General features: G+C 70.0%; 25 protein-coding genes and 1 pseudogene. 17 read left to right on the top strand and 9 right to left on the bottom strand.

From position 1 onward, the window contains the following. Nucleotides 1-44: 44 nt before the first annotated feature. A complete protein-coding gene (locus tag AC5DRG_RS33525; protein ID WP_491803251.1) occupies nucleotides 45-746 on the bottom strand; it encodes a hypothetical protein in 702 nt (233 codons plus the stop codon). A gap of 130 nt (nucleotides 747-876) precedes the next feature. Next, nucleotides 877-1,866, bottom strand: a complete 990-nt coding sequence (locus tag AC5DRG_RS33520; RefSeq protein WP_491803249.1) for a helix-turn-helix transcriptional regulator — start codon at nucleotides 1,864-1,866, stop codon at nucleotides 877-879. Nucleotides 1,867-2,059: 193 nt separating this feature from the next. Between AC5DRG_RS33520 and AC5DRG_RS33515 the strand changes: the two genes are divergently transcribed. Continuing rightward, nucleotides 2,060-2,608, top strand: coding sequence for a TetR/AcrR family transcriptional regulator (locus AC5DRG_RS33515; protein ID WP_491813232.1), 549 nt, complete (start codon nucleotides 2,060-2,062; stop codon nucleotides 2,606-2,608). 96 nt (nucleotides 2,609-2,704) lie between these two features. Here the strand turns inward: AC5DRG_RS33515 and AC5DRG_RS33510 are convergent, their stop codons facing one another. Together AC5DRG_RS33510 and AC5DRG_RS33505 are read right to left on the bottom strand one after the other, a co-directional pair. Next, nucleotides 2,705-3,655: a DeoR/GlpR family DNA-binding transcription regulator gene (locus tag AC5DRG_RS33510; protein WP_491803247.1), complete on the bottom strand. Its 951-nt coding sequence runs from the start codon at nucleotides 3,653-3,655 to the stop codon at nucleotides 2,705-2,707. A 176-nt stretch (nucleotides 3,656-3,831) separates the two neighbouring features. Further along, entirely contained in the window at nucleotides 3,832-5,280 is a 1,449-nt protein-coding gene (locus AC5DRG_RS33505; RefSeq protein WP_491803246.1) for an NAD(P)H-quinone dehydrogenase, read from the bottom strand. A 106-nt stretch (nucleotides 5,281-5,386) separates the two neighbouring features. On the opposite strand from AC5DRG_RS33505, the gene AC5DRG_RS33500 reads away from it, so the two are divergent. The 4 genes from AC5DRG_RS33500 to AC5DRG_RS33485 all read left to right on the top strand — a co-directional run bounded on the left by AC5DRG_RS33500 (nucleotide 5,387) and on the right by AC5DRG_RS33485 (nucleotide 9,969). Next, entirely contained in the window at nucleotides 5,387-5,824 is a 438-nt protein-coding gene (locus tag AC5DRG_RS33500; protein ID WP_491803245.1) for a gamma-glutamylcyclotransferase family protein, read from the top strand. A gap of 148 nt (nucleotides 5,825-5,972) precedes the next feature. Further along, nucleotides 5,973-6,797, top strand: a complete 825-nt coding sequence (locus AC5DRG_RS33495) for a purine-nucleoside phosphorylase (protein ID WP_491803244.1) — start codon at nucleotides 5,973-5,975, stop codon at nucleotides 6,795-6,797. A 215-nt stretch (nucleotides 6,798-7,012) separates the two neighbouring features. Further along, entirely contained in the window at nucleotides 7,013-8,647 is a 1,635-nt protein-coding gene (locus AC5DRG_RS33490; RefSeq protein WP_491803243.1) for a phospho-sugar mutase, read from the top strand. Nucleotides 8,648-8,811: 164 nt separating this feature from the next. Continuing rightward, nucleotides 8,812-9,969: a hypothetical protein gene (locus AC5DRG_RS33485; RefSeq protein ID WP_491803242.1), complete on the top strand. Its 1,158-nt coding sequence runs from the start codon at nucleotides 8,812-8,814 to the stop codon at nucleotides 9,967-9,969. 15 nt (nucleotides 9,970-9,984) lie between these two features. Here the strand turns inward: AC5DRG_RS33485 and AC5DRG_RS33480 are convergent, their stop codons facing one another. Both AC5DRG_RS33480 and AC5DRG_RS33475 read right to left on the bottom strand, forming a co-directional pair. Further along, nucleotides 9,985-10,194 carry a hypothetical protein gene (locus AC5DRG_RS33480; protein ID WP_491803241.1) on the bottom strand — a complete coding sequence of 70 codons (210 nt, stop codon included), beginning with the start codon at nucleotides 10,192-10,194 and terminating at the stop codon, nucleotides 9,985-9,987. Between the two features lie 268 nt (nucleotides 10,195-10,462). Beyond that, on the bottom strand, nucleotides 10,463-11,161 hold the full coding sequence (locus AC5DRG_RS33475; RefSeq protein ID WP_491803240.1) for a PH domain-containing protein: 699 nt from the start codon (nucleotides 11,159-11,161) through the stop codon (nucleotides 10,463-10,465). Nucleotides 11,162-11,364: 203 nt separating this feature from the next. Between AC5DRG_RS33475 and deoC the strand changes: the two genes are divergently transcribed. Genes deoC through AC5DRG_RS33460 form a run of 3 tightly spaced genes read left to right on the top strand, consistent with a single transcriptional unit; the run spans nucleotide 11,365 to nucleotide 14,670 of the window. Then, nucleotides 11,365-12,324 (top strand): deoxyribose-phosphate aldolase, encoded by a 960-nt coding sequence (deoC, locus tag AC5DRG_RS33470; RefSeq protein WP_491803239.1) that lies wholly within the window; start codon nucleotides 11,365-11,367, stop codon nucleotides 12,322-12,324. A 5-nt stretch (nucleotides 12,325-12,329) separates the two neighbouring features. After that, the gene (locus AC5DRG_RS33465) at nucleotides 12,330-13,766 is read left to right on the top strand and encodes an aldehyde dehydrogenase family protein (RefSeq protein WP_491803238.1); all 1,437 of its coding nucleotides are present in this window, start codon (nucleotides 12,330-12,332) and stop codon (nucleotides 13,764-13,766) included. Further along, complete coding sequence (locus AC5DRG_RS33460) at nucleotides 13,759-14,670, top strand: aldehyde dehydrogenase family protein (RefSeq protein WP_491803236.1); 912 nt, start codon at nucleotides 13,759-13,761, stop codon at nucleotides 14,668-14,670. Before AC5DRG_RS33465 ends, AC5DRG_RS33460 begins: the two co-directional genes overlap by 8 nt. A gap of 97 nt (nucleotides 14,671-14,767) precedes the next feature. Here the strand turns inward: AC5DRG_RS33460 and AC5DRG_RS33455 are convergent, their stop codons facing one another. Then, nucleotides 14,768-15,175 (bottom strand): hypothetical protein, encoded by a 408-nt coding sequence (locus tag AC5DRG_RS33455; protein ID WP_491803235.1) that lies wholly within the window; start codon nucleotides 15,173-15,175, stop codon nucleotides 14,768-14,770. Nucleotides 15,176-15,336: 161 nt separating this feature from the next. Here AC5DRG_RS33455 and AC5DRG_RS33450 point away from each other — a divergent pair, with 161 nt between their 5' ends. Further along, nucleotides 15,337-15,939, top strand: a complete 603-nt coding sequence (locus AC5DRG_RS33450) for a uridine kinase family protein (protein WP_491813231.1) — start codon at nucleotides 15,337-15,339, stop codon at nucleotides 15,937-15,939. Between the two features lie 249 nt (nucleotides 15,940-16,188). Here the strand turns inward: AC5DRG_RS33450 and AC5DRG_RS33445 are convergent, their stop codons facing one another. Further along, nucleotides 16,189-16,926 carry a SigE family RNA polymerase sigma factor gene (locus AC5DRG_RS33445; protein WP_491803234.1) on the bottom strand — a complete coding sequence of 246 codons (738 nt, stop codon included), beginning with the start codon at nucleotides 16,924-16,926 and terminating at the stop codon, nucleotides 16,189-16,191. Nucleotides 16,927-17,217: 291 nt separating this feature from the next. Between AC5DRG_RS33445 and AC5DRG_RS33440 the strand changes: the two are divergent. Beyond that, nucleotides 17,218-17,534 (top strand): annotated as a pseudogene (locus AC5DRG_RS33440) (LysR family transcriptional regulator); the annotation flags it as partial. On the opposite strand, the gene AC5DRG_RS33435 reads toward AC5DRG_RS33440, so the two are convergent. Continuing rightward, on the bottom strand, nucleotides 17,531-18,031 hold the full coding sequence (locus AC5DRG_RS33435; RefSeq protein WP_491803233.1) for a MarR family winged helix-turn-helix transcriptional regulator: 501 nt from the start codon (nucleotides 18,029-18,031) through the stop codon (nucleotides 17,531-17,533). The pseudogene AC5DRG_RS33440 and the gene AC5DRG_RS33435 overlap by 4 nt on opposite strands. 85 nt (nucleotides 18,032-18,116) lie before the next feature. On the opposite strand from AC5DRG_RS33435, the gene AC5DRG_RS33430 reads away from it, so the two are divergent. From AC5DRG_RS33430 to AC5DRG_RS33400, 7 genes are all read left to right on the top strand, one after another. Then, nucleotides 18,117-18,692 (top strand): NADPH-dependent F420 reductase, encoded by a 576-nt coding sequence (locus AC5DRG_RS33430; RefSeq protein WP_491803232.1) that lies wholly within the window; start codon nucleotides 18,117-18,119, stop codon nucleotides 18,690-18,692. A gap of 43 nt (nucleotides 18,693-18,735) precedes the next feature. Beyond that, nucleotides 18,736-19,236, top strand: a complete 501-nt coding sequence (locus AC5DRG_RS33425; RefSeq protein WP_491803231.1) for a VOC family protein — start codon at nucleotides 18,736-18,738, stop codon at nucleotides 19,234-19,236. A gap of 76 nt (nucleotides 19,237-19,312) precedes the next feature. After that, the gene (locus AC5DRG_RS33420) at nucleotides 19,313-19,687 is read left to right on the top strand and encodes a nuclear transport factor 2 family protein (RefSeq protein ID WP_491803230.1); all 375 of its coding nucleotides are present in this window, start codon (nucleotides 19,313-19,315) and stop codon (nucleotides 19,685-19,687) included. 60 nt (nucleotides 19,688-19,747) lie between these two features. Continuing rightward, nucleotides 19,748-20,749 carry a nuclear transport factor 2-like protein gene (locus AC5DRG_RS33415; RefSeq protein ID WP_491803228.1) on the top strand — a complete coding sequence of 334 codons (1,002 nt, stop codon included), beginning with the start codon at nucleotides 19,748-19,750 and terminating at the stop codon, nucleotides 20,747-20,749. A 526-nt stretch (nucleotides 20,750-21,275) separates the two neighbouring features. Continuing rightward, nucleotides 21,276-21,953 carry a two-component system response regulator AfsQ1 gene (afsQ1, locus tag AC5DRG_RS33410; RefSeq protein WP_491803227.1) on the top strand — a complete coding sequence of 226 codons (678 nt, stop codon included), beginning with the start codon at nucleotides 21,276-21,278 and terminating at the stop codon, nucleotides 21,951-21,953. After that, nucleotides 21,950-23,533 carry an ATP-binding protein gene (locus tag AC5DRG_RS33405; RefSeq protein ID WP_491803226.1) on the top strand — a complete coding sequence of 528 codons (1,584 nt, stop codon included), beginning with the start codon at nucleotides 21,950-21,952 and terminating at the stop codon, nucleotides 23,531-23,533. Before afsQ1 ends, AC5DRG_RS33405 begins: the two co-directional genes overlap by 4 nt. Next, nucleotides 23,530-24,207: a hypothetical protein gene (locus tag AC5DRG_RS33400; RefSeq protein WP_491803225.1), complete on the top strand. Its 678-nt coding sequence runs from the start codon at nucleotides 23,530-23,532 to the stop codon at nucleotides 24,205-24,207. The genes AC5DRG_RS33405 and AC5DRG_RS33400 overlap by 4 nt, the downstream gene beginning before the upstream one ends. Nucleotides 24,208-24,256: the final 49 nt, after the last annotated feature.

The following is a 24,256-nucleotide window of genomic DNA, read 5'->3' as shown; positions in this document are numbered from 1 at the left end:
GCCGGGCGCCTCGTTTCTTGCCCCGTCCCCCGTGACGGTGGCCTCTATGTGGCGCGGGTCCAGCCGATGCCGTGGCGGGTGACGGCGAGGCCCGCCGCGCCGAAGCCGATGGCCAGCATCACGAAGGACAGCGCGGTGACGGGCATGATGCCGCCCGCGTAGCCGACGACGTTGAGCGGCATGGACAGGATCAGCACCCAGGCGGCCCAGGCCGGGATCACCCGGCCCCTCAGCAGTGCGACGCCGAGCAGGATCGCGCCGACGACGTGGGCGACGACGAAATAGAGGGTCGGAACGGCGACCACGGGCAACGCGAACAGACCGTCCGCGACCTTGATCAGGGTCTCCTGACTCACACCCTCGTCGAACCCGCCGAGGGCGACCGCGTCCATGGAGGGAGTGGCGGTGACCGCCACCACCCCGGTGCCGAACACGAGCAGGCCCCACAGGCCGAGCTTGTAGCGGTACCGCATGGCGAGCAGCCCGACGACCACGGTGCCGGCCACGAGGGCGATCGACCCCAGCATCCAGCCCCAGACAGTGAGTTGGGTGGCCGTCTGATGCGTGGCGATCTTCCTGGCTATCTCCTTGCTGGAGTCGGCGGTCCCGTACGGCTGGATGACGAACGCCACGGCGTACAGGAGCGGGCCGAGCGCCGTGATGACCCCCATGAGAACGCGCCCCAAGCCGGGCGCCGGGCCGGTGTCCTCCGCTGGTGTCTGCGCGCGTGACGGCGTCGTGGTCATGAGAGTCCCCCTTGGCGGCCTGCCCCCGTGCGGGGCGCCTCCCGCCAGTGAAGCGACCGGGCGTGGCCGATGACCATCCGTCAATTCTGACGGGTCGCGACATATCGCCACTCGCCCGTGTTACGCCTGTTCAGTCGGTGAGCAGCCCGAGGTCCCGTCCCCGGCGCAGCAGCGCCGCCGTGTGGCCCGCCTCCAGCTTCCGGTGCAGGGCGGCGATGTAGCCCCGCACGGTGACCGGCGACAGGCCCATCCGCCGGGCCGCCTCCGTCGCCGTACAGCCGCTGTGGAGGTGGACCAGCGTGCGGTGCTCCTGCTCGGTCACCCCGAACAGGCGGGCCACGGCGCGGGGGCGGGCCAGGTCGCGCAGGAGGAGCATCGCGGGCAGTCCGGGCGCGGCCGGAGGGATATGGCGCACCTCGACGTCCCGGGCGGTGAAGGACGTACCGCTGGTCAGACGGGGGTCGTGGCACACGGCGGGGAGGAGGTCGGCGGCGACCGTGTTCAGCGGTTCGGGGCGGCCGTCGGCGCCGATCGCGGCGACGCCCCGGAGGTTGCCGCCGACGAGCTCCAGGGCGATGTCGGACAGGGCCCGCAGCCGCGCCCGCTCCCCCACCAGCCGCTCCACGGTGGCGAGTTGGAACTGGGCGAGGCTCAGCAGGTCACGTTCCCGCTCGGTGAAGTCGCGGCCGGAGCGGACCAGTGCGTACCCCTCGACGGCGGTCAGGTCGGAGCCGGCCGACGCGACGAGGTGCCGGTGCATGCCGAACGGGCGGAAGTCGAGGTTGTAGCAGTGGGTGCGCCGCCACTGGAGGTCGGCGGCCACGTCGCTGACCCGCCAGGCACCGGAGGTCGGCGTCTGGAGCATGATCTCGGTGAGGGGGTGGTCGAGTGGATGGTCGTAGATGACCATCGGGTCGTCGTGGAAGGAGTCCTCGGGGAGTGTGAGGGCGGAGATGCCGGTCCCGTCGACCGAGAGTCGGTAGCACTGCGCGGCGTCGGCCGACAACAGCTCCAGCAGTTCGGCCAGGGCCCGCTCGTGAAACTCCTCGACGGACGCGGAGGCTTCCAGCCCCCGTACGAGTACCTGCACGGACCGCGCGTCCGCGCCGCTGATCTCCATACACACACCCCCGGCGCTGTTCCCGCCTGAGAAGACGCTACGGCCTCCACGCCACCCACGGCCCCCGGTCGGCCAAGCCCGATGGCATCCTGGATGCAGTCGGTGGCAGCGGAGAAAGCAGGTGGCAGCCATGGTGGGCGCGACCACAGGGGAGGCCGCCGGGTATCCGGGTGCGGTCGGGGTGCCGCGCGTCATGCGTGCCGACGCCCGGCGCAACTACGAGCGGCTGCTCGACGAGGCCCGTGCCGCCTTCGCCGAACACGGCACGGACGCGTCCCTGGAGGACGTGGCCCGCCGGGCCGGCGTAGGCATCGGCACCCTCTACCGCCACTTCCCCAACCGCCACGCCCTGATGAGCGCGGTCTTCGAGGACGCGGTGAGCGACCTGCTGTCCCGCTCACGCGAACTCCGCCAAGCCCCGGAACCCTGCACAGCCCTGGTCACCTGGCTACGCGAGATCATCACCCACGCCGGCGAGTACCGCGGCCTGGCCCGAGCCCTGATGTCCGTCTCCTACGACAACACCTCACCCCTGGCCAGCTGCAGCGACCCGATCAGGCAGGCGGGCGGAGCCCTTCTGGCCCGCGCCCAGGAGGCGGGCACGGTCCGCCAAGACGTAGAGATCACCGACCTCCTCCAACTGACCAACGCAATCGCGTTGGCGGCGGAGGAGACCCCGGGGGACCCAGAACTGGCGGACAGACTACTGATGCTGACCCTACGGGGCTTGAAAGCAGGTTAGGGCTACCGGAGTTAAGGGGCGCGGGGAACTGCGCGACCAGCCACAATGAACCCGCACCCGCGAGCCGAAGCGACCCCCGACGGCGAATAGGCGAACCTAACGCCGCCGCAGATCAGCAACCCGCGCCCGCTCAGCCCCCGGTTCCCCCAACACCGTGGAAGCCCGCAACCCCGGCCCCCCACCAGACACCCGCCGAGGCCCCGGCAGGGGCACGTCCCGACGCTGTTGGCGCGCCGGGCCAGGATCACCGCCCCCCGAGTTTCCCGACTGTCCAGCGACAGCGATCTGCACCCCTTGATCGGCAAGGGCCTGCAACTCGGTACCCGCACGATCGTCGTGAGCAGGCGGCTCGTCAGTCACAAGCCGGGTGATCACATCCGTAGGCACGGTCTGGAACATCGTGTCCGTACCGAGCTTGGTGTGATCGGCGAGGACGACGACCTCCGAGGCAGCCTGCACCAACGCCCGGTCGACGGACGCCGACAGCATGTTGGACGTGGACAGCCCGCGCTCGGCGGTGAGCCCGCTCCCGGAGAGGAAGGCCCGCGAGACCCGCAACCCCTGCAGGGACTGCTCCGCACCGCTCCCGACGAGGGCGTAGTTGGAACCGCGCAGGGTGCCGCCGGTCATCACGACCTCGACGCGGTTGGCGTGGGCCAACGCCTGTGCCACCAGCAGGGAGTTGGTGACGACGGTCAGCCCGGGCACCCGCGCGAGCCGGCGTGCCAGCTCCTGCGTGGTGGTTCCCGCCCCGACCACGATGGCCTCGCCCTCTTCGACGAAGCTCGCGGCGAGATCGGCGATGGCCGTCTTCTCGGCGGTCGCGAGATGTGACTTCTGCGGAAAGCCGGACTCCCGCGTGAACCCGCCCGGCAATACCGCACCGCCGTGCCGGCGGTCGAGGAGTCCTTCTGCCTCCAGTGCGCGCACGTCCCGCCGTACGGTCACTTCGGAGGTCTGGACGACGCGGGCGAGCTCACGGAGCGACACGGCCCCATTCGCTCGCACCATTTCGAGGATCAATTGGCGACGTTCTGCAGCGAACACGAAACTGACAGTAACCCCAACGACCGTCTGCTTTCAGCTGTTTGCGCCGAATAACGGAAGTTGTTCGTACAGGAAGGCGAGAAGTGGTATAGGGGTTACGCCCGCCGCCTATGCCGTACGAATGGTCGGCAACTCCCCGTGACCAGCGGGGAGTCGCTTTCGGACGCCGGAGGGCCCTAGTTGCTGCCGCTCGTCTTACGGGTGTGGAGCTGTCGGGCCACCTCTGCGATCGACCCCGAAAGGGACGGGTAGACGGTGAACGCGTTCGCGATCTGTTCGACCGTCAGATTGTTGTCGACGGCGATCGAGATCGGATGGATCAGTTCCGAAGCGCGCGGCGAGACGACCACACCGCCCACGACGATCCCCGTGCCCGGGCGGCAGAAGAGCTTGACGAAGCCGTCCCGGATGCCCTGCATCTTGGCGCGCGGGTTGCGCAGCAGCGGCAGCTTCACCACCACGGCGTCGATCTTGCCGCCGTCGACGTCGGCCTGGGTGTAGCCGACGGTGGCGATCTCGGGGTCGGTGAAGACGTTGGAGGAGACGGTCTTCAGGTTGAGGGGGGCCACCGCGTCGCCGAGGAAGTGGTACATGGCGATACGGCCCTGCATGGCGGCGACGGACGCGAGCGCGAAGACGCCGGTCACGTCACCGGCCGCGTACACGCCGGGGGCGGAGGTGCGGGAGACCTTGTCGGTCCAGATGTGCCCGGACTCGCGGAGCCTGACGCCCGCCTCCTCAAGGCCCATGCCCTCGCTGTTGGGGATGGCGCCGACGGCCATGAGGCAGTGCGAGCCGCTGATGACACGCCCGTCGTCGAGGGTGACCTCGACCCGGTCGCCGACCCGCTTGGCGGAGGCGGCGCGGGAGCGGGCCATGACGTTCATGCCGCGGCGCCGGAAGACGTCCTCCAGGACGGCGGCGGCGTCCGGGTCCTCGCCGGGCAGCACACGGTCGCGGGAGGAGACGAGGGTGACCTTGGAGCCGAGGGCCTGGTAGGCGCCGGCGAACTCGGCACCGGTGACACCGGAACCCACCACGATGAGCTCCTCGGGGAGCTCGTTGAGGTCGTAGACCTGGGTCCAGTTGAGAATTCGCTCCCCGTCGGGCTGCGCGTCGGGCACCTCACGGGGATGACCGCCGGTGGCGATCAGCACGGCGTCCGCGACGAGCGTCTCCTCGTTCCCGTCCGCCGTCCGCACGACGACCTTCCGGGAGCCGTCGATGGCCTGCATGCCGTCGAGTCGCCCGCGCCCGCGCATGACCCGCGCGCCGGCCCGGGTCACGGAGGCGGTGATGTCGTGCGACTGCGCCAGCGCGAGCCGCTTCACACGCCGGTTGACCTTCCCCAGGTCCACGCCCACGACCCGAGCGGCCTGCTCCAGGGGTGGGGTGTCGTCGGCGACGATGATGCCGAGTTCCTCGTACGACGAGTCGAAGGTGGTCATCACCTCGGCCGTAGCGATAAGGGTCTTCGACGGCACGCAGTCGGTGAGCACCGACGCCCCGCCCAGACCGTCGCAGTCGACGACGGTCACCTCCGCGCCGAGCTGCGCGGCAACCAGCGCCGCTTCATAGCCGCCGGGTCCGCCACCGATGATCACGATCCGAGTCACGTACCCCATTGTCCCGCACGCTTCAAGGTGCTACCGCCCCGGGGCCCGGCAGGGCACATCCGGGGCGGGAGATGAGGCGGGAGAGGCGAGTGGTTCACTGCCGTACCCTCGGACCATGTCGCTCTACGCCGCGTACGCGGGCAACCTCGACGCGCGGCTGATGACCCGCCGCGCTCCACACTCACCCCTGCGTGCCACGGGCTGGCTGAACGACTGGCGGCTGACCTTCGGCGGCGAGCACATGGGCTGGGAGGGCGCGCTGGCGACGATCGTCGAAGCGCCGGGCTCCCAGGTCTTCGTCGCGCTGTACGAGATCGCGCCGCCGGACGAGGACTCCATGGACCGCTGGGAGGGCGTGGGCCTCGACATCTACCGTCGTATGCGCGTACGCATCCACACCCTGGAGGGCGAGGAGTCCGCGTGGGTGTACGTACTGAACAGCTACGAGGGCGGTCTGCCCTCCGCCCGCTATCTGGGCGAACTCGCCGACGCGGCGGAATCGGCGGGGGCACCGCACGACTATGTGATGGAGCTGCGGAAACGCCCTTGTTGAGGGCGCGGGCGGGGCTCTGAGGTGGACTACAGCGAGTCCCACAAGCCACGTCCGCCCCAAATCTCGTTGGAAACGACAAGACAACGATCCCGATCTGGTGACCTCCGTCATCTACGCGCGTAGGCCCAGACCAGCTACCCTCAACCGCGTGAACGCATCTCTTCTTCCGGACGACATCCAGGGCGACCCCCACGCCGCCGCCGACGCCGCCGCCTCGCGCCTGCGCGAACTGACCGGCGCCGAGACCCACGACGTCGCCCTCGTGATGGGCTCCGGCTGGGGACCGGCCGTGGACGCGCTCGGCGCCCCCGACGCCGAGTTTCCCGTCACCGAGCTGCCCGGCTTTCCGCCGGCCGCCGTCGAGGGACACGGCGGCAAGATCCGCTCGTACCAGATCGGTGACAAGCGCGCTCTCGTCTTTCTTGGCCGCACGCACTACTACGAGGGGCGCGGGGTGGCCGCCGTCGCGCATGGCGTGCGTACCGCCGTTGCCGCCGGCAGCAAGACCATCGTGCTCACGAACGGCTGCGGCGGCCTGCGTGAGGGCATGCGCCCTGGCCAGCCGGTCCTGATCAGCGACCACATCAACCTCACCGCGACGTCTCCGATCGTCGGGGCGAACTTCGTCGATCTCACGGACCTGTACTCGCCGCGTCTGCGCGCCCTGTGCAAGGACATCGACGCGTCGTTGGAGGAGGGTGTGTACGCGCAGTTCCCCGGGCCGCACTACGAGACGCCGGCCGAGATCCGGATGGCTCGGGTCATCGGGGCGGACCTGGTGGGTATGTCGACGGTGCTGGAGGCGATCGCGGCGCGGGAGGCGGGGGCCGAGGTGCTCGGTATCTCGCTGGTGACGAACCTCGCCGCCGGGATGACGGGCGAGCCGCTGAACCACGAGGAGGTTCTGCAGGCGGGCCGGGATTCCGCTACGCGGATGGGTTCGCTGCTGGCGCAGGTGCTGGACCGACTGTAGTTTTCCTCGCCCCCGCCGCCCCTACCCGTCCCATCACTGGGGGCTGCGCCCCCAGACCCCCCTCCGGCCCTGAAGGGGCCTTGTCCTCAAACGCCGGACAGGCTGGAAAAACTCAGCCCCTCCGGCGTTTGAGGAGCGGGGTCTGGGGCGGAGCCCCAGGGATGGGACGGGTAGGGGCGGCGGGGGCGCTCACCACAACGAGAGGTTGACCCGACGTGCACGACGATCTCATCGCACGGGCCAAGGCGTGGCTGGCCGAGGACCCCGACGCGGAGACCCGTGAGGAACTCGCCAAGCTCCTCGACGCCGAGGACGTCACCGAGCTCGCCGCACGCTTCAGCGGCACCCTCCAGTTCGGCACGGCCGGCCTACGAGGCGAACTCGGTGCCGGTCCCATGCGCATGAACCGCACGGTCGTCATCCGCGCCGCGGCCGGCCTCGCCGCCTACCTCAAGGCGAAGGGCAACACCGACGGCCTGGTCGTCATCGGCTACGACGCCCGCCACAAGTCCGCCGACTTCGCCCGCGACACCGCCGCGGTGATGACCGGCGCCGGTCTCCGCGCGGCCGTCCTTCCCCGCCCCCTCCCCACCCCCGTCCTCGCCTTCGCCATAAGGCATCTCGGCGCCATCGCGGGCGTGGAGGTCACCGCCAGCCACAACCCGCCCCGCGACAACGGCTACAAGGTCTACCTCGGCGACGGTTCCCAGATCGTCCCGCCCGCCGACGCGGAGATCGCCGCCGAGATCGACGCCATCCGGAGTCTCAACGACGTTCCCCGGCCCACCACCGGCTGGCAGACCCTCGACGACACCGTCCTGGACGCCTACCTCGCCCGCACGGACGCCGTCCTCTCCCCCGACTCGCCCCGCACGGCCCGTACCGTCTACACGGCCATGCACGGCGTCGGCAAGGACACCCTCCTGGCCGCCTTCGCCCGGGCCGGTTTCCCGGAGCCCGCGCTCGTCGCCGAACAGGCCGAACCCGACCCCGACTTCCCGACCGTCGCCTTCCCCAACCCGGAAGAGCCCGGCGCGATGGACCTCGCCTTCGCGAAGGCCCGCGAGACGTCCCCGGACCTGATCATCGCGAACGACCCCGACGCCGACCGCTGCGCCGCGGCCGTCCCCGTGCCCGGCGCCGACTGGCGCATGCTCCGGGGCGACGAGGTCGGCGCCCTCCTCGCCACCCACCTCGTGAACCGCGGAGCGCGCGGCACGTTCGCCGAGTCGATCGTCTCCTCCTCCCTCCTCGGCCGTATCGCCGAGAAGGCGAACCTCCCCTACGAGGAGACCCTGACCGGCTTCAAGTGGATCGCCCGCGTCGAGGGCCTGCGCTACGGCTACGAAGAGGCCCTCGGCTACTGCGTCGACCCCGACGGCGTACGCGACAAGGACGGCATCACCGCAGCCCTCCTCATCACCGAACTGGCGTCCGGGCTGAAGGAGGAGGGGCGTTCGCTGCTCGACCTCCTCGACGACATCGCCGTAGAGCACGGTCTGCACGCCACCGACCAGCTCTCCGTGCGCGTCGAGGATCTGTCGGTCATCGCGGACGCCATGCGGCGCCTGCGCGAGCGGCCCCCGTCCGAGCTGGCCGGGCTGCCGATCACGAAGGCCGAGGACCTCACCCTGGGCACGGAGAAGCTGCCGCCCACCGACGGTCTGCGGTACACGCTGGACGGCGCCCGGGTGATCGTCCGGCCCAGCGGGACCGAGCCGAAGCTCAAGTGCTACCTGGAGGTCGTGGTCCCCGTCGGCGCGCACGCCGAGCTGCCCGCGGCCCGCGCGAAGGCGACCGAGCTGCTGACGACGATCAAGCGGGACCTGTCGGCGGCGGCCGGCATCTGACCCGTAGCGCCTTACTCGATGGGGTGTCCCTCAGCCGCAGGCCGCAGGGGCACCCCATCGGGTGAATTCCCCAGGGCAGCTGACGCACGCTCCACGGCGCGCCCCGCCCCACCCGCAACGGTGGACCGGAAGCGCACCACCGAGCCAGCCCTGGAGCCGCCGCCGTGTCCTCGACCGCCCTCCGGACGACCTCCCCGACACCCCGGACGACGACCGCGGCCACCACCGCCCTGCGCCACGCGGCCCCCGCGCTCCTCGCCTACGTCGGGGTACGCCTCACCGGTCTGCTCGTCCTCGCCCTCTGGGCGCACCGCAGGCACCACGGCGTGTGGCCGACGATCGCGGCGCAGTGGGACGCCGAGTGGTATCTCGGGATCGCCGACCACGGGTACACGCACGAGCTGGGCACGGCGTACGACGCGAACAACCTCGCGTTCTTCCCGCTCTACCCGGTCCTGGTCAAGGCCGTCGCCGCCGTCACCCCCGGCACCCGCGCGAGCACCGGCCTCGGCATCGCCGTCCTGGCCTCCTTCTGCGCGGCCTGGGGCGTCTTCGCGGTCGCCGACCGGCTGTACGGCCGCCGTGTGGGCGTCCTGGCGGCCACCCTGTGGGCCGCGCTCCCGGTGGGCCTGGTGCAGTGGATGGGCTACACCGAGTCCCTGTTCACGGCACTGGCGGCCTGGGCGCTGTACGCCGTCCTCACCGGCCGCCGGCTCGGGGCGGCCGCGCTCGCCGTCCTCGCGGGCCTGACCCGCCCGACCGGCATCGCGGTCGCCGCCGCCGTGACCGTCCCCGCACTGCTCGCCCTGCGCCACCGCTTCCGCGCCCGCACTCTCGCGGCCGCCGTCCTGGCCCCGCTCGGCTGGTGCGCGTACGTCGGCTGGGTGGGCGTACGCCTGGGCCGCTGGGACGGCTACTTCGCCGTACAGCGGCTGTGGCACAACGATCTGGACGGCGGCCTGGAGACCTTGCGGCGGCTGCGGGATCTGCTGGTGTACGACTCCACGCCCGAGCTGTTCCTGATCATGGTGACCGGCACGCTGCTGGCGTCCGTCGCGCTGTTCGTGCTGGCGGTGTGGGACCGGCAGCCGTTGCCGCTGCTGGTGTTCACCGGCGTGCTGCTGGCGATCGTGCTCGGCAGCGGCGGGGTCTACTTTCCGCGGGCCCGCTTCCTCCTCCCGGCGTTCCCGCTGCTGCTCCCGGTGGCCCTGCGCCTGGCCCGCGCCTCGCGCCGGCACACCGTGGCGGCGCTGACGGTGGCGGTGCTGGGGTCGGCCTACTGCGGTGCGTACATGCTGCTGGTGTGGCCCAGCGCGCCCTGAGTCCGCGTAGGCGCGTCAGGGCAACAGGATCAGCAGCGCGGTCCACCCGAGCGCGAGCACCACGGCGAGCGGCCACAGCGGCAGCCCCCGTTGCCGACGGCTGCTCACACCGGTCGGCCGCGCGTCCGGATTCCGCCGCAGTGACGCGATTTCGGCGGCCGTGCGCTCGTACGGGTGGATCAGGCCGAAGCGGCGCTCCAGCGACGGCCAGCGGGGTGCGTTCACGAACCACTTGTCGAAGTCCCGCCGCTTGCATGACGCAACCGAGGCCGTACCGAAGGAAGCCGGTGTTGTCGACCAGGTTGCCGCCGACCCACAACACCAACACCGCCAGCACGAGCCGGTCGAGCCACCCCGCGCGCCACTGCCGTACGGCCGCCCCGTCGCCGCCCGCCTCGAAACATGACTTCCCAGACTCTCGGACCACGCAAGAACAACGACGCCGATGATGACCGAGAAATCTGTGAACGGGCTGGTCAGCCGGTAAGGCCCGTCAGCTGATCGCGAGCAGAACCGTGAGCAGCACCGCCCCGGCCAGCGCCGGCCCCAGGATCTCCCAGGCCCAGCGGACCGTCGCCTCGCCCTGTGCGCTCTCCGCCCGTCCCCGCTCCTCCAGCAGCTGGCGCAGATCGTCCATGTGCTGGTCGTTCTCCGCGCGCGTGGGTCCGGTGGACGCGGGCAGCAGACCGCCGAGGCCGCCCATGCCGCCGCCGAGCGACCCGCTCTTGCCCAGGCGGGCCCCCTCACCACGACTCTGCGCGGCCGTCTGCCGGGCCTCCTGTCGCATGGCCTTCTTGCGGGCCCGCAGCGAGACCGGCAGCGCCCACAGCTGGAACTTCCGGTCCGACTTGTCGACGACCTCGTTGGAGTAAGCGGAGCGGAACTCCTTGACCTGGCCCCAGGGCAGCACGACGAGGCGGAACGGGTTGCGGATGCGGAGCCGGTCCGGGCTCACGTGGACGGCCGGGCGGAGGGTGAAAGCGACGACCAGCGGGACGACGAGGATCAGTCCGGCGAGGGCCAGCCAAGGGGTGCGGTCGTGACCGGAGACCAGCGCGTCGATGCCGAGCCAGCCGACGATGGCCAGCAGCAGGATGCCTCCGGCGATGGCGGCGTTCGAGCGGTGGACGCGGTCCTTGGGCTCGGGTACCGGGGGCTGCGCTGGGGGTGGCTGGTGGTCCGGGGTCGTCATAGTCCGATTCTGCCGCACGGCTGTGGGGCTGGGCCGATCGCCTAGGCGCCATGGGAGGCGGCTGCATGTGCGCGAGTGCAGGTCGTGTGTGGCTGGTCGCGCAGTTCCCCGCGCCCCTAGGTGGGTCGAGCCCCCTGCGTCGGCAAGAACCGTCTCCCGGGGTGTACAGCCGCTACGCGCGTAGATATGCTCGGCTTGTGACCATGCCCACCACTGCACCCTCCGCACACGCACTCAGGGACGTGACCGCGTCCGACGGCACGCTGCGCCGCTTCCTTCACGGGCTGCCCGGCGTCGACGCGGTCGGCCTGGAGGCGCGTGCCGCCTCGCTCGGTACGCGTTCCATCAAGACCACCGCGAAGGCGTACGCCATCGACCTGGCCATCTCGATGGTCGACCTGACGACGCTGGAAGGCGCGGACACCCCGGGCAAGGTCCGGGCGCTCGGCGCCAAGGCGGTCCGCCCCGACCCGACCGACCGTACGACCCCCGCGACAGCGGCCGTCTGTGTCTACCCCGACATGGTGGCCGTCGCGAAGGAGGCCGTCGCCGGCTCCACGGTCAAGGTCGCCTCCGTCGCCACCGCCTTCCCGGCGGGCCGCGCCGCGCTCGGTGTGAAGCTGGCCGACGTGCGCGACGCGGTCGCCGCGGGCGCCGACGAGATCGACATGGTCATCGACCGCGGGGCGTTCCTCGCGGGCAACTACATGAAGGTGTACGACGAGATCGTCGCCGTGAAGGAGGCCTGCGGGACGAGCGCCCGCCTCAAGGTCATCTTCGAGACGGGCGAGCTGTCGACGTACGACAACATCCGCCGCGCGAGCTGGCTCGGCATGATCGCCGGGGCCGACTTCATCAAGACGTCGACCGGCAAGGTCGCCGTCAACGCGACGCCCGCGAACACCCTGTTGATGCTGGAGGCGGTGCGTGACTTCCGCGCCCAGACCGGCGTCCAGGTCGGTGTGAAGCCAGCGGGCGGCATCCGCACCACCAAGGACGCCGTGAAGTTCCTGGTCGTGGTCAACGAGACCGTCGGCGAGGACTGGCTGGACAACCACTGGTTCCGCTTCGGCGCCTCCTCGCTCCTGAACGACCTGCTCATGCAGCGTCAGAAGCTGGCCACCGGCCGCTACTCCGGCCCCGACTACGTGACGGTGGACTGATCACCATGGCTGCTGTATTCGAATACGCCCCCGCACCCGAGTCCCGCTCGGTCGTCGACATCGCCCCGTCCTACGGCCTGTTCATCGACGGCGAGTTCACCGAGGCCGCGGACGGCAAGGTCTTCAAGACCGTCTCACCGTCCACCGAAGAGGTGCTGTCCGAGATCGCCCAGGCGGGCGAGGCGGACGTGGACCGTGCCGTGAAGGCGGCTCGCAAGGCCTTCGAGAAGTGGTCGGCGCTGCCCGGCTCCGAGCGCGCCAAGTACCTGTTCCGCATCGCCCGGATCATCCAGGAGCGCAGCCGCGAACTGGCGGTCCTGGAAACGCTGGACAACGGCAAGCCCATCAAGGAGACGAGGGACGCCGACCTCCCCCTCGTGGCCGCGCACTTCTTCTACTACGCGGGCTGGGCCGACAAGCTCGACCACGCCGGCCTCGGCACGAACCCGCGGCCGCTGGGCGTCGCCGGCCAGGTCATCCCCTGGAACTTCCCGCTGCTGATGCTGGCGTGGAAGATCGCCCCGGCACTGGCGACGGGCAACACGGTCGTGCTCAAGCCGGCCGAGACGACCCCCCTCTCCGCACTCTTCTTCGCGGACGTCTGCCGTCAGGCCGGCCTCCCCAAGGGCGTCGTCAACATCCTTCCCGGATACGGCGACACGGGCGCCGCGCTCATCGCGCACCCGGATGTCAACAAGGTCGCGTTCACGGGATCGACGGCCGTCGGCAAGGAGATCGCGCGGACCATCGCGGGGACGAAGAAGAAGGTCACCCTCGAACTGGGCGGCAAGGGCGCCAACATCGTCTTCGACGACGCCCCGATCGACCAGGCCGTCGAGGGCATCGTGAGCGGCATCTTCTTCAACCAGGGCCAAGTGTGCTGCGCGGGCAGCCGGCTCCTGGTCCAGGAGTCGATCCACGAGGAGCTGCTTGACTCGCTCAAGCGCAGGCTCTCCACGCTTCGTCTGGGCGACCCGCTGGACAAGAACACCGACATCGGCGCGATCAACTCCGCCGAGCAGCTCGCCCGGATCACCGCACTGACGGAACAGGGCGAGGCGGAGGGCGCCGAGCGCTGGTCCGCGCCCTGCGAACTCCCCTCCGCCGGCTACTGGTTCGCCCCGACGCTCTTCACGAACGTCACCCAGGCGCACACCATCGCGAGGGACGAGATCTTCGGCCCGGTGCTGTCGGTGCTGACCTTCCGCACTCCGGACGAGGCCGTCGCCAAGGCCAACAACAGCCAGTACGGCCTCTCGGCGGGCATCTGGACCGAGAAGGGCTCGCGCATCCTCGCGGTCGCGGGCAAGCTGCGCGCGGGCGTCATCTGGTCCAACACGTTCAACAAGTTCGACCCGACCTCGCCGTTCGGCGGTTACAAGGAGTCGGGCTTCGGCCGCGAGGGCGGTCGCCACGGCCTGGAGGCGTACCTCGATGTCTGAGAAGAACGAGAAGACCGAGCCGCGCCTGTCGGTCTTCAAGACCTACAAGCTGTACGTCGGCGGGAAGTTCCCGCGTTCTGAGAGCGGCCGGGTGTACGAGGTGACCGACTCCAAGGGCAAGTGGCTGGCGAACGCGCCCCTTTCCTCCCGCAAGGACGCCCGTGACGCCGTAGTGGCGGCCCGCAAGGCGTTCGGCGGCTGGGCGGGCGCGACGGCGTACAACCGGGGCCAGATCCTCTACCGCATCGCCGAGATGCTGGAGGGCCGCAAGGAGCAGTTCGTTCGCGAAGTCGCCGACGCGGAAGGGCTGTCGAAGTCGAAGGCGGCCGCGGTCGTCGACGCGGCGATCGACCGCTGGGTCTGGTACGCGGGCTGGACCGACAAGATCGCCCAGGTGGTGGGCGGCGCCAACCCCGTGGCGGGCCCGTACTTCAACCTGTCGACGCCCGAACCGACCGGCGTGGTCGTGGTCCTGGCCCCGCAGGAGTCGTCCTTCCTGGGCCTGGTCTCGGTCGTCGCCCCGGTGATCGCGACCGGCAACACGGCGATCGTGATCGCGAGCGAGAACTCCCCGCTCCCGGCACTGTCCCTGGGCGAGGTCCTGGCGACCTCCGACCTGCCGGGCGGTGTCGTCAACGTCCTCTCCGGCAAAACGGCGGAGATCGCGACCCCGCTGGCCGCGCACCAGGATGTCAACGCGATCGATCTGGCGGGCGCCGCCGACGACGACGTACTGGCGAAGGAACTGGAGGTCGCGGCGGCGGACAACCTCAAGCGGGTTCTTCGTCCACAGCCTGTGGATTACTCCGAGACGCCGGGCACCGAGCGCCTGACGGCCTTCCTGGAGACGAAGACGGTCTGGCATCCGACGGGTTCACTGGGCGCGTCGGGCTCGTCGTACTAAACGCCTCTGTTTTCTGAGGGCACGGGGAACTGCGCGACCAGCCACAACGGACTCGCAGCCGGCAACGAGACCGCAGTTCCCCGAACCACCCCGCGACTCACCCCCCGAGCACCCCCAACGCCTGCCCCACGACCGGCACACTCCCGATCGACTGCGCCTGCGCGACGGGCCTGGTCAGCATCTGCGAAGTCATCGGCGGGAAGTCGGCGAGCTGTGTACCGACCCCGTTGTCGAGCGGGTCGACGCCCGTGCCGGCGAGCGGGTTGGGCTTGAGGCCCGCGACCGACCCGGTGACATAGCCGACCGCGCCCGTGAGCCCCTGGAGGCCGGTCTGCGGGTCGATCTTGCCGAGCGAGGCGGGCCGCGTACTGACCACGTCCAGCACGGGCTCGCTGTCCGCGGCGGCAGCCGTCGTCGCGCCCGCGCCGAGGGCCACGCCCGCCGTCGCGAGGGCGACCAGGGCGCGCCGGCCGGTGGTGTTCTGGGGGGACGCGTCTCGTGCCATGGTTGGTGTCACCTTCTGGAGCGCAGGGTAATCAGGTCGACACGAAGGGTAGTTGAGGTGTGATGCGCGCTCCAAAGCCGACCCGCGGGGTCGGCAACCGGGCACGTAATAGGTCAGACTGGTGTCCCGTGAGCATCCATCCCCATCAACCGGCCCGCGTCGTGCTGCTCTGCGGCCCCTCGGGCTCGGGCAAGTCCCTCGTCGCCGCCCGCTCGGGCCTGCCCGTGCTGCGCCTCGACGACTTCTACAAAGAGGGCGACGACCCGACGCTGCCGCTGGTCGAGGGAAGCTCCGACATCGACTGGGACCACCCGCTGTCCTGGGACGCGGAGGTCGCGGTCAAGGCGATCGCCTCACTGTGCGCCACGGGCAGTACGACGATTCCGGAGTACGACATCTCGCTGAGCGCCCGTACCGGCGAGGAGGCGCTGCACATAGGCCGTACCCCGCTGTTCATCGCGGAGGGCATCTTCGCGGCGGAGATAGTGGACCGCTGCCGCGAACTGGGCGTACTGGCGGACGCGCTGTGCCTGACCCGCGGCCCGGTGCAGACGTTCCGCCGCCGCTTCCTGCGCGACCTGAAGGAGGGCCGCAAGTCGGTCCCGTTCCTCCTCCGTCGCGGCTGGCGCCTGATGCGCGCGGAGCGGTCGATCATCGCCCGCCAGACCTCCCTGGGCGCCCGCGCCTGCGACCGCGACGAGGCGCTGAGCAGGATGGCCGCGGCGGCGGTGGGCCGGCGCGTGCAGCCGAGGACGGCGGCGTGACGGGCGTAGGCGGTAAGCACGTAGGCATGTAGGCATGTAGGCATGTAGGCACGCACACGAGAAGCGGGACTGGATGGACCCCCCGGCCCTCCAGTCCCGCTTCTTTTGTGCTCCCCCGTGCTTCCCCCGTCGTGCTACCCCCGTGGTCCCCCGTGACCCCGTTGGTCCCCCCGGTACCGCTCCCCCGTACTACCCCCGTGACCTGCAACTTGCTACTTACCACTTACTACTTGCTTCCCCCCACAACCCTCAGGCGACAAGCTCCCCGAAGGCGTCTTCCTCGTCACGGCCGAAGCTGAGGACCTCGTCCTCACGCATCCGGCGGAGCGACCGCCAGATGCTCGACTTCACCGTGCCGACACTGATGTCGAGGATCTCCGCGATCTCCGGGTCGGTGCGGCCCTCGTAGTAACGAAGGACCAGCATCGTGCGCTGGAGTTCGGGCAGCCGGGCCAGCGCCTGCCACAGGACCGCGCGCAGTTCGGTGCCGCGCATCGCGTCCGTGTCGCCGGGCGTCTCCGGCAGTTCCTCGGTCGGGTACTCGTTCAGCTTGCGGCGGCGCCACGCGCTGATGTGGAGATTGGTCATCGTCCGTCGCAGGTAACCCCCGACAGCGGCCTTGTCACTGATCCGGTCCCACGCCTTGTACGTCGAGAACAGCGCGCTCTGGAGCAGGTCCTCGGCCTCGAAGCGGTCACCGGTGAGGTGATAGGCGGTTGCGTACAGGGAGGCGCGGCGCTCCTGGACGTAGGCGGTGAACTCCGCCTCCGTCAGCGAACGACGCTCCCCCGTGGCCTCCCCGTACGCGGTTCCCCCGTGCGTTTCCCCCGTGTGTGCGTCAACCACCGTCATGTACGCGGTGTGCTGACGCCCGGTGCCGCGAGCGCACCCCCGCCCGCTCACGGCACCGGACTTCTCGGAACCCCGGGTGACGTCGTGCAGACGCGTGACAACTGCGCTTGCGCTCGTGCTGTGCAGCGTGTTCATCTCGCGCCCCCCGTCGTGGACTTCCCGGTTTCGTCTTGCTTCCTTGCTTGTGATGAAGAGCTTGCCCGGGCCACTTCATGGCCGTGTCCGCCGACTGTCACCAATCTGTCACAGGGGTCGTCCACACCAGCCGCACAGCCGATACACAGAGGTCGGATGTACGGCCGTACCGCCCGCGGATCGAGAAGCGCGTAAGCCTGCCGGAGCGACCCGCTCCAGGTCTATCGTCGAGACCTCAACAGCCGTTGCCACCAGCCGAGTTCGCACACAGCAACGATTCGCGCGGGTGCCCGAATCAACTCCACCGTCGTCGGGCTGGAGCGCTGGCTGTGTGCGCCGGCCGCCGATGATCCCCCGGCCGGGCGTCGTCCGGTCCGGCTCGCGGACCTCGCCGGGCGCACCCTGCTGATCGCCCGGCGGACCGGCACCACGAGCGCGGACCTGTGGCCGCCCCAGTACCCCAGGCCCGGCTTCGCCTACCCGCCGGTCCGCGGCACCGAACCCGTCGCCGTACGCCTCGCCTGGGTGGCGGGCCGACCCGCACCCCCGCCATCCAGGCGGCGGTCGAACCGCTCACGGCCCTGTACCGCACAGCTGAGCGGCGCTAGTTCGCCGAGGAGTCGTACCACTGGTACATGCCCGCCCGGCCGGCGTCGGGGTCGAGCCTGCGCAGGATGGCCTGGCTGATGTCGGCGAGCTGGGTGATCTGCTCGGGGGTGAGGGCGTCGATGACGTTGTCCCGGACGAAGGTCACGTGCCCCGGGGCGGCCTCCCGCACCTTTTGCCAGCCAGCCTCGGTGAGGCGGGCGTTGGTGGCGCGCCGGTCCGTCGGGCAGGGGACGCGCTCCAGCAGGCCGCGGGTTTCGAGGCGCTGCACCACATGGGAGAGCCGGGCGAGGGTGGCGATGGTGCCTTCGGCGAGCTTCGCCATCCGCATGGTGCGTTCGGGCGCCTCGGAGAGCATCGCGAGCACCTGGTAGTCGAAGTGGGTCAGCTGGGCGTCGCGTCGCAGCTGGCTGTCCAGGGCAGTCGGCAGCAGTTCCAGCACGGCGGCCAGTCGCAGCCATGCCGCCAGTTGCTCCCGGTCGAGCCATCGCGTCTCCACGTCCGCATTATGTCAGCGCAGAAATAGTTGTTGCTACAACCAATCCTGCATGGCATGGTTGTAGCTACAACTAATGGAGGTTGTCATGGCGCACATCAGCATCATCGGCAGCGGGAACATGGGGCAGGCCATCGCCGGCCTTGTCGGCAAGAGCGGCGAGAGCGTGGAGCTCCTCGGCAGCTCCGACGCGGACCGGGAGATCACCGGCGACATCGTGGTGCTCGCAGTGCCGTACCCGGCCCTCGCGCAGGTCGTCGCCCAGCGGGGCGCGCAGTTGGCCGGCAAGGTCGTCGTCGACGTCTCGAACCCGCTGAACTTCGAGACCTTCGACTCGCTGACCGTCCCGGCCGACAGCTCCGCTGCCGCCGAGATCGCCGCCGCGCTGCCCGAGTCGCGGGTGATCAAGGCGTTCAACACCAACTTCGCCGGCACGCTCGCCACCGGCGCGGTGGACGGGCGGCCCGCGACCGTACTGCTCGCCGGTGACGACACGGACGCCAAGACGACGCTCTCCCTCGTGATCAGCGCCGCCGGACTGCGCCCCGTGGACGCGGGCCACCTCAAGCGGGCCCGGGAACTGGAGGCGATCGGCTTCCTCCAACTCACCCTCGCCGTCGGCGAGAAGACCTCCTGGGCCGGCGGCTTCACCCTCACCTACTGACACCGCCACCGCCACCGAGCGGTCACGACAAAGGAGAACTCCGATGGGTATCGGTCCGGTGCGGCTCAACCACGCCGTGCTGTTCGTCGCCGATCCGGCACGATCGGAACGGTTCTACACCGAAGTCTTCGGCATGGACGTCGTCCTGCGCGAACCCCGGGCCAACGCGGTGTTCCTACGGCTGCCACGTTCCGTCCACGATCACGATCTCGGCCTCATGGGCGTCGGCACGTCCGCGCCACCCAAGCGCCACGGTGGGATCGGGCTCTACCACCTGGCCTGGCAGGTCGACACCATCGACGACCTCCAGCAGGTCCGCGCAGTACTGGCCGAGGTTGGCGCGTACACCGGAGAGTCCAGCCACAGCGGCACCACCAAGAGCGTCTACGGCGCCGACCCCGACGGCAATGAATTCGAGGTCATGTGGATGCTCCCGCGCGACCAGTGGGACGCGTACGCAACCACTGTGCCCATCGAACGCCTGGACCTGGCAGCCGAGGTCAGCCGCTGGAGCGGCGTACGCACCGCCGGCGAGATCCGCTGAGACCGTCACAGACCACTCCCGACCCCGGCCCACCACCATGGCCGGCCATCACCGGCAAGCAGCCAGGAGCGACACCATGACCGACCCCGCCCCCGTCACCGTCCTCGAACTCGACCGGGCCCGTCGCGAAGCCATGATCCACGCCGACATCCCCACCCTCACCGCCCTGTTCGCCGACGACCTGGTGTGGATCCACGGCAACGGCAACGCGGACACCAAGCAGGGCCTGCTGAGCAGCATCGGCTCGGGACGGACCAAATACCTCGCCATCGACAGCGCCGACGAGACCATCCGCTTTCACGGCGGTCTCGCCTTCCTCGTCGGAGTCACGGCCGTCAAGGCCGACATCGGCGGGCACCTCCTCGAAACCCGGAGCCGCTTCACCATCGTGTGGGCGCCGGACGGTGACGCCTGGAGGGTCGTCAGCTGGCAGTCGACCGTCCTCCTCTGATCCCCCCTCTGACCGAACGATCCGCGATTCGAAAGGCATGTAATGGAACGGAACGTGCAGATGCCGAACCAGACGACCAGACGTGCGCTGCTGCGTGGTGCGGTACTCGGCGGGACCGGAATCGCCGCGGCCTCCCTGCTCACACCCGGAAGCGCGGCGGCCTCCAACGCCGGCGACGGGCTCGTCTTCCCCGGCGTCGATGTCGTCATCGACACCTCCCACGCCACCCCGGAGGCAGCCGTACTGCTCCAGCGCTACTTCGCCCGCAAGAGCGCGCACGACCTGGACGGCTGGATGTCCTACTTCTCCCGCGATCCACTCACCTACATCGACGCGGTCGTGGACGCGGCCTACTACAGCTGGAACGCACTGCGGGACGGCCTTGCCGGATTCGTGCCCACCTGGCCCGCCGACGGCAAGTCCTACCCCACCCGGATCCTGGGCAACGCGACCAGCGCCCTCGTGTTCTTCACCGACACCGCCGGCCTGTTCGGCCCCTCCGAAATCCGTGCGGCCTGCGTCATCAACTTCCACGACCGCAAGATCACCCGGCAGATCGACTACTGGGACGGCCGCCACTTCGGCATAGCCAACAAGGCCGCCCTCGCCGCATATTCGACCGGGCCCGTGACCGACTACGGAGAGTCCACCGTCGGAGAAACCGCGGCGGCCGCCATGAAGCACGTCGTGAACAAACTCGCGCAGGCCCTGCGGCACGGCGACGGCACCAGCGCCGCCGAACTCTTCGCGCCCGGCGCCGTCTTCGAGGACATGCCGGCCCACATACAGATCGTCGGCCCCCGAAGCATCGGCACCTACCTCACCGACACCGCTTCCCTCCTGCCCTACACCGGCGCCGGTACGGCGGTCAGTCACATCGTCGGCAGCGCCGTGGGAGGCGGCTACGAATGGACGGCGTCCAACAGCGCGGTCCCCCGAGGCATCATCGCCCTCGAACTGGACCGCTGGGGCAAGATCACCCGCCTCACCGCCCTGTGGGACGGCTCGCTCGTGAACGAGACCACGCTGATCTCACTGGCCCGTACCGCAATCGAACAGTAGGAACAGCAGGAGTCGCGGTGCCCGTCGTCGGTCGGCGACAGGCACCACGACAGCGCGGGCCCGGCCGCTTCAGCGCGGCGGCATAAAGCAGGCAGCCCCCGATTGGCCTCGATCGTTCGCGCGCCCAGCAGACTCGCAGACCGTCAGTGGCGATTCCCGATCGACATCAGTACGGAGGATTCATGGTCAACCGACGTTCGGTGCTTCGCAGGATTTGTGCTCTCAAACGGCGAGTCGGCGACGTTCTTGATGTGCACCATGGATGGTCTCATCGTCGGCTGGAACAAGGACTTGCCCGACAACACCGCCCAGATCATCTTCAACCGGACGGACACTTCGATGTACGAACGAGGCCTCCGGCGGCTCCGTGGAAGAGAGTTGCAGGGACGCGCACGCGGCGACGGCCGCCGCGAGACCTGTCTTCTGAGCCGGAATGCGGCATCTACACGCCCCCACCCCCACCCCATCCCGCACGAGACAGACCCACAGGTCGAACCACACCCCCTCCATGGGCCAGAATGAGCCCGTGCCTTCCCTGTTGCTGATCGAGGACGACGACGCCATCCGTACGGCCCTGGAGCTGTCTCTTACGCGCCAGGGTCACCGGGTTGCCACCGCTGCCACCGGTGAGGACGGTCTGAAGCTGCTGCGGGAGCAGCGGCCGGATCTGATCGTGCTGGACGTGATGCTGCCCGGCATCGATGGGTTCGAGGTGTGCCGGCGCATCCGGCGCACGGACCAACTGCCGATCATTCTGCTCACCGCGCGGAGTGACGACATCGATGTGGTGGTGGGCCTGGAGTCCGGCGCCGACGACTATGTCGTCAAGCCGGTGCAGGGGCGGGTGCTCGACGCCCGGATCCGGGCCGTGCTGCGGCGCGGGGAACGGGAGGCCAGCGACGCCGCCACGTTCGGCTCGCTGGTCATCGACCGTGCGGCGATGACCGTGACGAAGAACGGCGAGGATCTGCAGCTCACGCCTACCGAGCTGCGGCTGCTGCTCGAACTGAGCCGGCGTCCGGGTCAGGCCCTGTCGCGGCAGCAACTGCTGCGGCTCGTCTGGGAGCACGACTATCTCGGCGATTCCCGGCTCGTGGACGCGTGTGTGCAGCGGCTGCGTGCCAAGGTCGAGGACGTACCGTCGTCGCCGACGCTGATCCGTACCGTCCGAGGAGTCGGTTACCGGCTGGACAGTCCTCAGTGACCGATGCGCACGGGGGGCTCCGCGGCTGGTTCGCGGCGCGCAAGGGAATGCTGTGGCGGGTGCGGTTCACCAGTCTGCGGCTGCGGCTGGTCGTGGTCTTCGGGCTCGTCGCGCTGACCGCGGCCGTGTCCGCGTCCGCGATCGCCTACTGGCTCAACCGCGAGGCCGTGCTCACCCGCACCCAGGACGCGGTCCTCGGCGACTTCCAGCAGCAGATGCAGAACCGCGCGGGCACGCTGCCCGAGTCTCCCTCGCAGGACGAACTCCAGCGCACCGCCGGGCAGATGGCGAACAGCAGCCAGCGTTTCAGCGTGCTGCTCGTCGCCGAGGACGACAACGGCACGACGCTGTACGGCAACTCCGGTGCCATGGACGGTTTTTCGCTGGAGGACGTACCCAAGTCCCTGCGCGCGGCGGTCAACAAGAAGCACGCGACCTCCGGCGACGAGGACGACGAGTACCACCTCTACTGGCAGCGGATCGTCGACCACGACACCCCGTACCTCGTGGCGGGTACCCGGGTCATCGGTGGCGGGCCGACCGGTTACATGCTCAAGTCCCTTGAGCCGGAGGCCAAGGACCTCAACTCGCTCGCCTGGTCCCTCGGTATCGCCACCGGCCTCGCGCTGATCGGCTCCGCGCTGCTCGCGCAGGCCGCCGCCACGACCGTACTCAAGCCGGTGCACCGGCTCGGGGTCGCCGCCCGGCGGCTCGGTGAGGGCAAGCTGGACACCCGGCTGCGGGTCTCCGGGACCGACGAACTCGCCGAGCTGTCACGGACGTTCAACCGGACGGCCGAGTCGCTGGAGAAGCGGGTCCAGGACATGGCCGCGCGCGACGAGGCGTCCCGGCGGTTCGTCGCCGACATGAGCCATGAACTGCGTACCCCGCTCACGGCCATCACCGCCGTCACCGAGGTGCTGGAGGAGGAGCTGGACCCCGAGGTGGGCAGCATCGATCCGATGATCGAGCCCGCCGTGCGGCTCGTCGTGAGTGAGACGCGACGGCTGAACGACCTCGTCGAGAACCTCATGGAGGTCACCCGCTTCGACGCGGGCACCGCCCGGCTCGTCCTCGACGACGTCGACATCTCCGACCAGATCACCGCCTGCATCGACGCCCGGGCCTGGCTGGACGCGGTGGACCTGGACGCCGAACGCGGTATCCACGTACGCCTCGACCCGCGCCGCCTGGACGTGATCCTGGCCAACCTCATCGGCAACGCCCTCAAGCACGGCGGCTCCCCGGTGCGGGTCGCCGTGCGACTGGCGGACGAGGACCTCCTCATCGAGGTGCGGGACCACGGGCCCGGCATCCCCGAGGACGTACTCCCCCACGTCTTCGACCGCTTCTACAAGGCGAGCGCCTCCCGCCCCCGCTCCGAGGGCAGCGGCCTCGGCCTGTCCATCGCCCTGGAGAACGCCCACATCCACGGCGGCGAGATCACCGCCGCGAACTCGTCCGAGGGTGGCGCGGTCTTCACGCTGCGGCTACCCCGGGACGCGTCGTCACTTACGGAGGATCCCGAGGGGGAGCCTGAGAAGGCCAAGAGCGACGGCTCCAGGGGGGACGCCCGATGACGAACACGTTCGGGACGAACACGTTCGGGACGAACACGTCCGGCGCGAACACGATCGGCGCGAACACGTTCGCCCGCCGCCATCTGCTCGCCCTGCCCCTCCTCGCCGCCCTGCTCACCGGCTGCGGCATCCGCGCCACGGAGGTGCCGACCGACTTCGGGCCCGCCCCCTCCCACGTCCTGTGCTCCCTCGCCGAGCCGGACGTCTCCTCGCAGTCCGCGCGCGGTGGTGTCCCGGTCCAGGTCTTCCTGCTGTGCGGCTCGTCGCTGGTGGCCGTCGACCGGGCCGTGCGCGTGCCGGACGGTACGGCGGATGCCGAGCGGCGGGTGCTGGTGGCACAGGGGCTGCTGGACCAGCTCGCCGAGTCGCCGTCGGCCGGCGAGCAGGAGGCCGGGTACGAGACGGATGTGCGCGGCGGCATGAGCGTGGAGGGTTCGCACGCCGGCGACCCCGACGACACGCTGCGGCTGAGCACCCCGCCCGACGAACTCACGTCGTTCGCGCTCGCCCAGATCGTCTGTACGTTCTCCGACTCGGCGGCGGCCGAGGGCGACGGCTCCGTCATCCTCGGCGGCCCGGACACCACGCCACTGCGCCGCTACGAGTGCACCGACGAGGTGCGATCAAGGCCGGGAACGAATGAGCCGCCGTCCACGGAAGTCACCGGCGAGTGAGCCGAAGGGCTGAGCACGGTCGGGCTCTCGACACAGCCACGCGGCGGTA

It is taken from the genome of Streptomyces sp. JLBG701, assembly GCF_058544905.1.
Note: the sequence above shows the minus strand (reverse complement) of the source record. Positions and strands in the feature narration are given on the sequence as shown.

Coding starts and splice junctions, on each gene's coding strand:
- AC5DRG_RS33525 (WP_491803251.1), bottom strand. CDS start 746: ATGACCACGACGCCGTCACGCGCGCAGACACCAGCGGAGGACACCGGC.
- AC5DRG_RS33520 (WP_491803249.1), bottom strand. CDS start 1,866: ATGGAGATCAGCGGCGCGGACGCGCGGTCCGTGCAGGTACTCGTACGG.
- AC5DRG_RS33515 (WP_491813232.1), top strand. CDS start 2,060: ATGCGTGCCGACGCCCGGCGCAACTACGAGCGGCTGCTCGACGAGGCC.
- AC5DRG_RS33505 (WP_491803246.1), bottom strand. CDS start 5,280: ATGGGGTACGTGACTCGGATCGTGATCATCGGTGGCGGACCCGGCGGC.
- AC5DRG_RS33500 (WP_491803245.1), top strand. CDS start 5,387: ATGTCGCTCTACGCCGCGTACGCGGGCAACCTCGACGCGCGGCTGATG.
- AC5DRG_RS33475 (WP_491803240.1), bottom strand. CDS start 11,161: ATGACGACCCCGGACCACCAGCCACCCCCAGCGCAGCCCCCGGTACCC.
- deoC (WP_491803239.1), top strand. CDS start 11,365: ATGCCCACCACTGCACCCTCCGCACACGCACTCAGGGACGTGACCGCG.
- AC5DRG_RS33465 (WP_491803238.1), top strand. CDS start 12,330: ATGGCTGCTGTATTCGAATACGCCCCCGCACCCGAGTCCCGCTCGGTC.
- AC5DRG_RS33460 (WP_491803236.1), top strand. CDS start 13,759: ATGTCTGAGAAGAACGAGAAGACCGAGCCGCGCCTGTCGGTCTTCAAG.
- AC5DRG_RS33455 (WP_491803235.1), bottom strand. CDS start 15,175: ATGGCACGAGACGCGTCCCCCCAGAACACCACCGGCCGGCGCGCCCTG.
- AC5DRG_RS33445 (WP_491803234.1), bottom strand. CDS start 16,926: ATGAACACGCTGCACAGCACGAGCGCAAGCGCAGTTGTCACGCGTCTG.
- AC5DRG_RS33430 (WP_491803232.1), top strand. CDS start 18,117: ATGGCGCACATCAGCATCATCGGCAGCGGGAACATGGGGCAGGCCATC.
- AC5DRG_RS33425 (WP_491803231.1), top strand. CDS start 18,736: ATGGGTATCGGTCCGGTGCGGCTCAACCACGCCGTGCTGTTCGTCGCC.
- AC5DRG_RS33420 (WP_491803230.1), top strand. CDS start 19,313: ATGACCGACCCCGCCCCCGTCACCGTCCTCGAACTCGACCGGGCCCGT.
- AC5DRG_RS33415 (WP_491803228.1), top strand. CDS start 19,748: ATGCCGAACCAGACGACCAGACGTGCGCTGCTGCGTGGTGCGGTACTC.
- AC5DRG_RS33400 (WP_491803225.1), top strand. CDS start 23,530: ATGACGAACACGTTCGGGACGAACACGTTCGGGACGAACACGTCCGGC.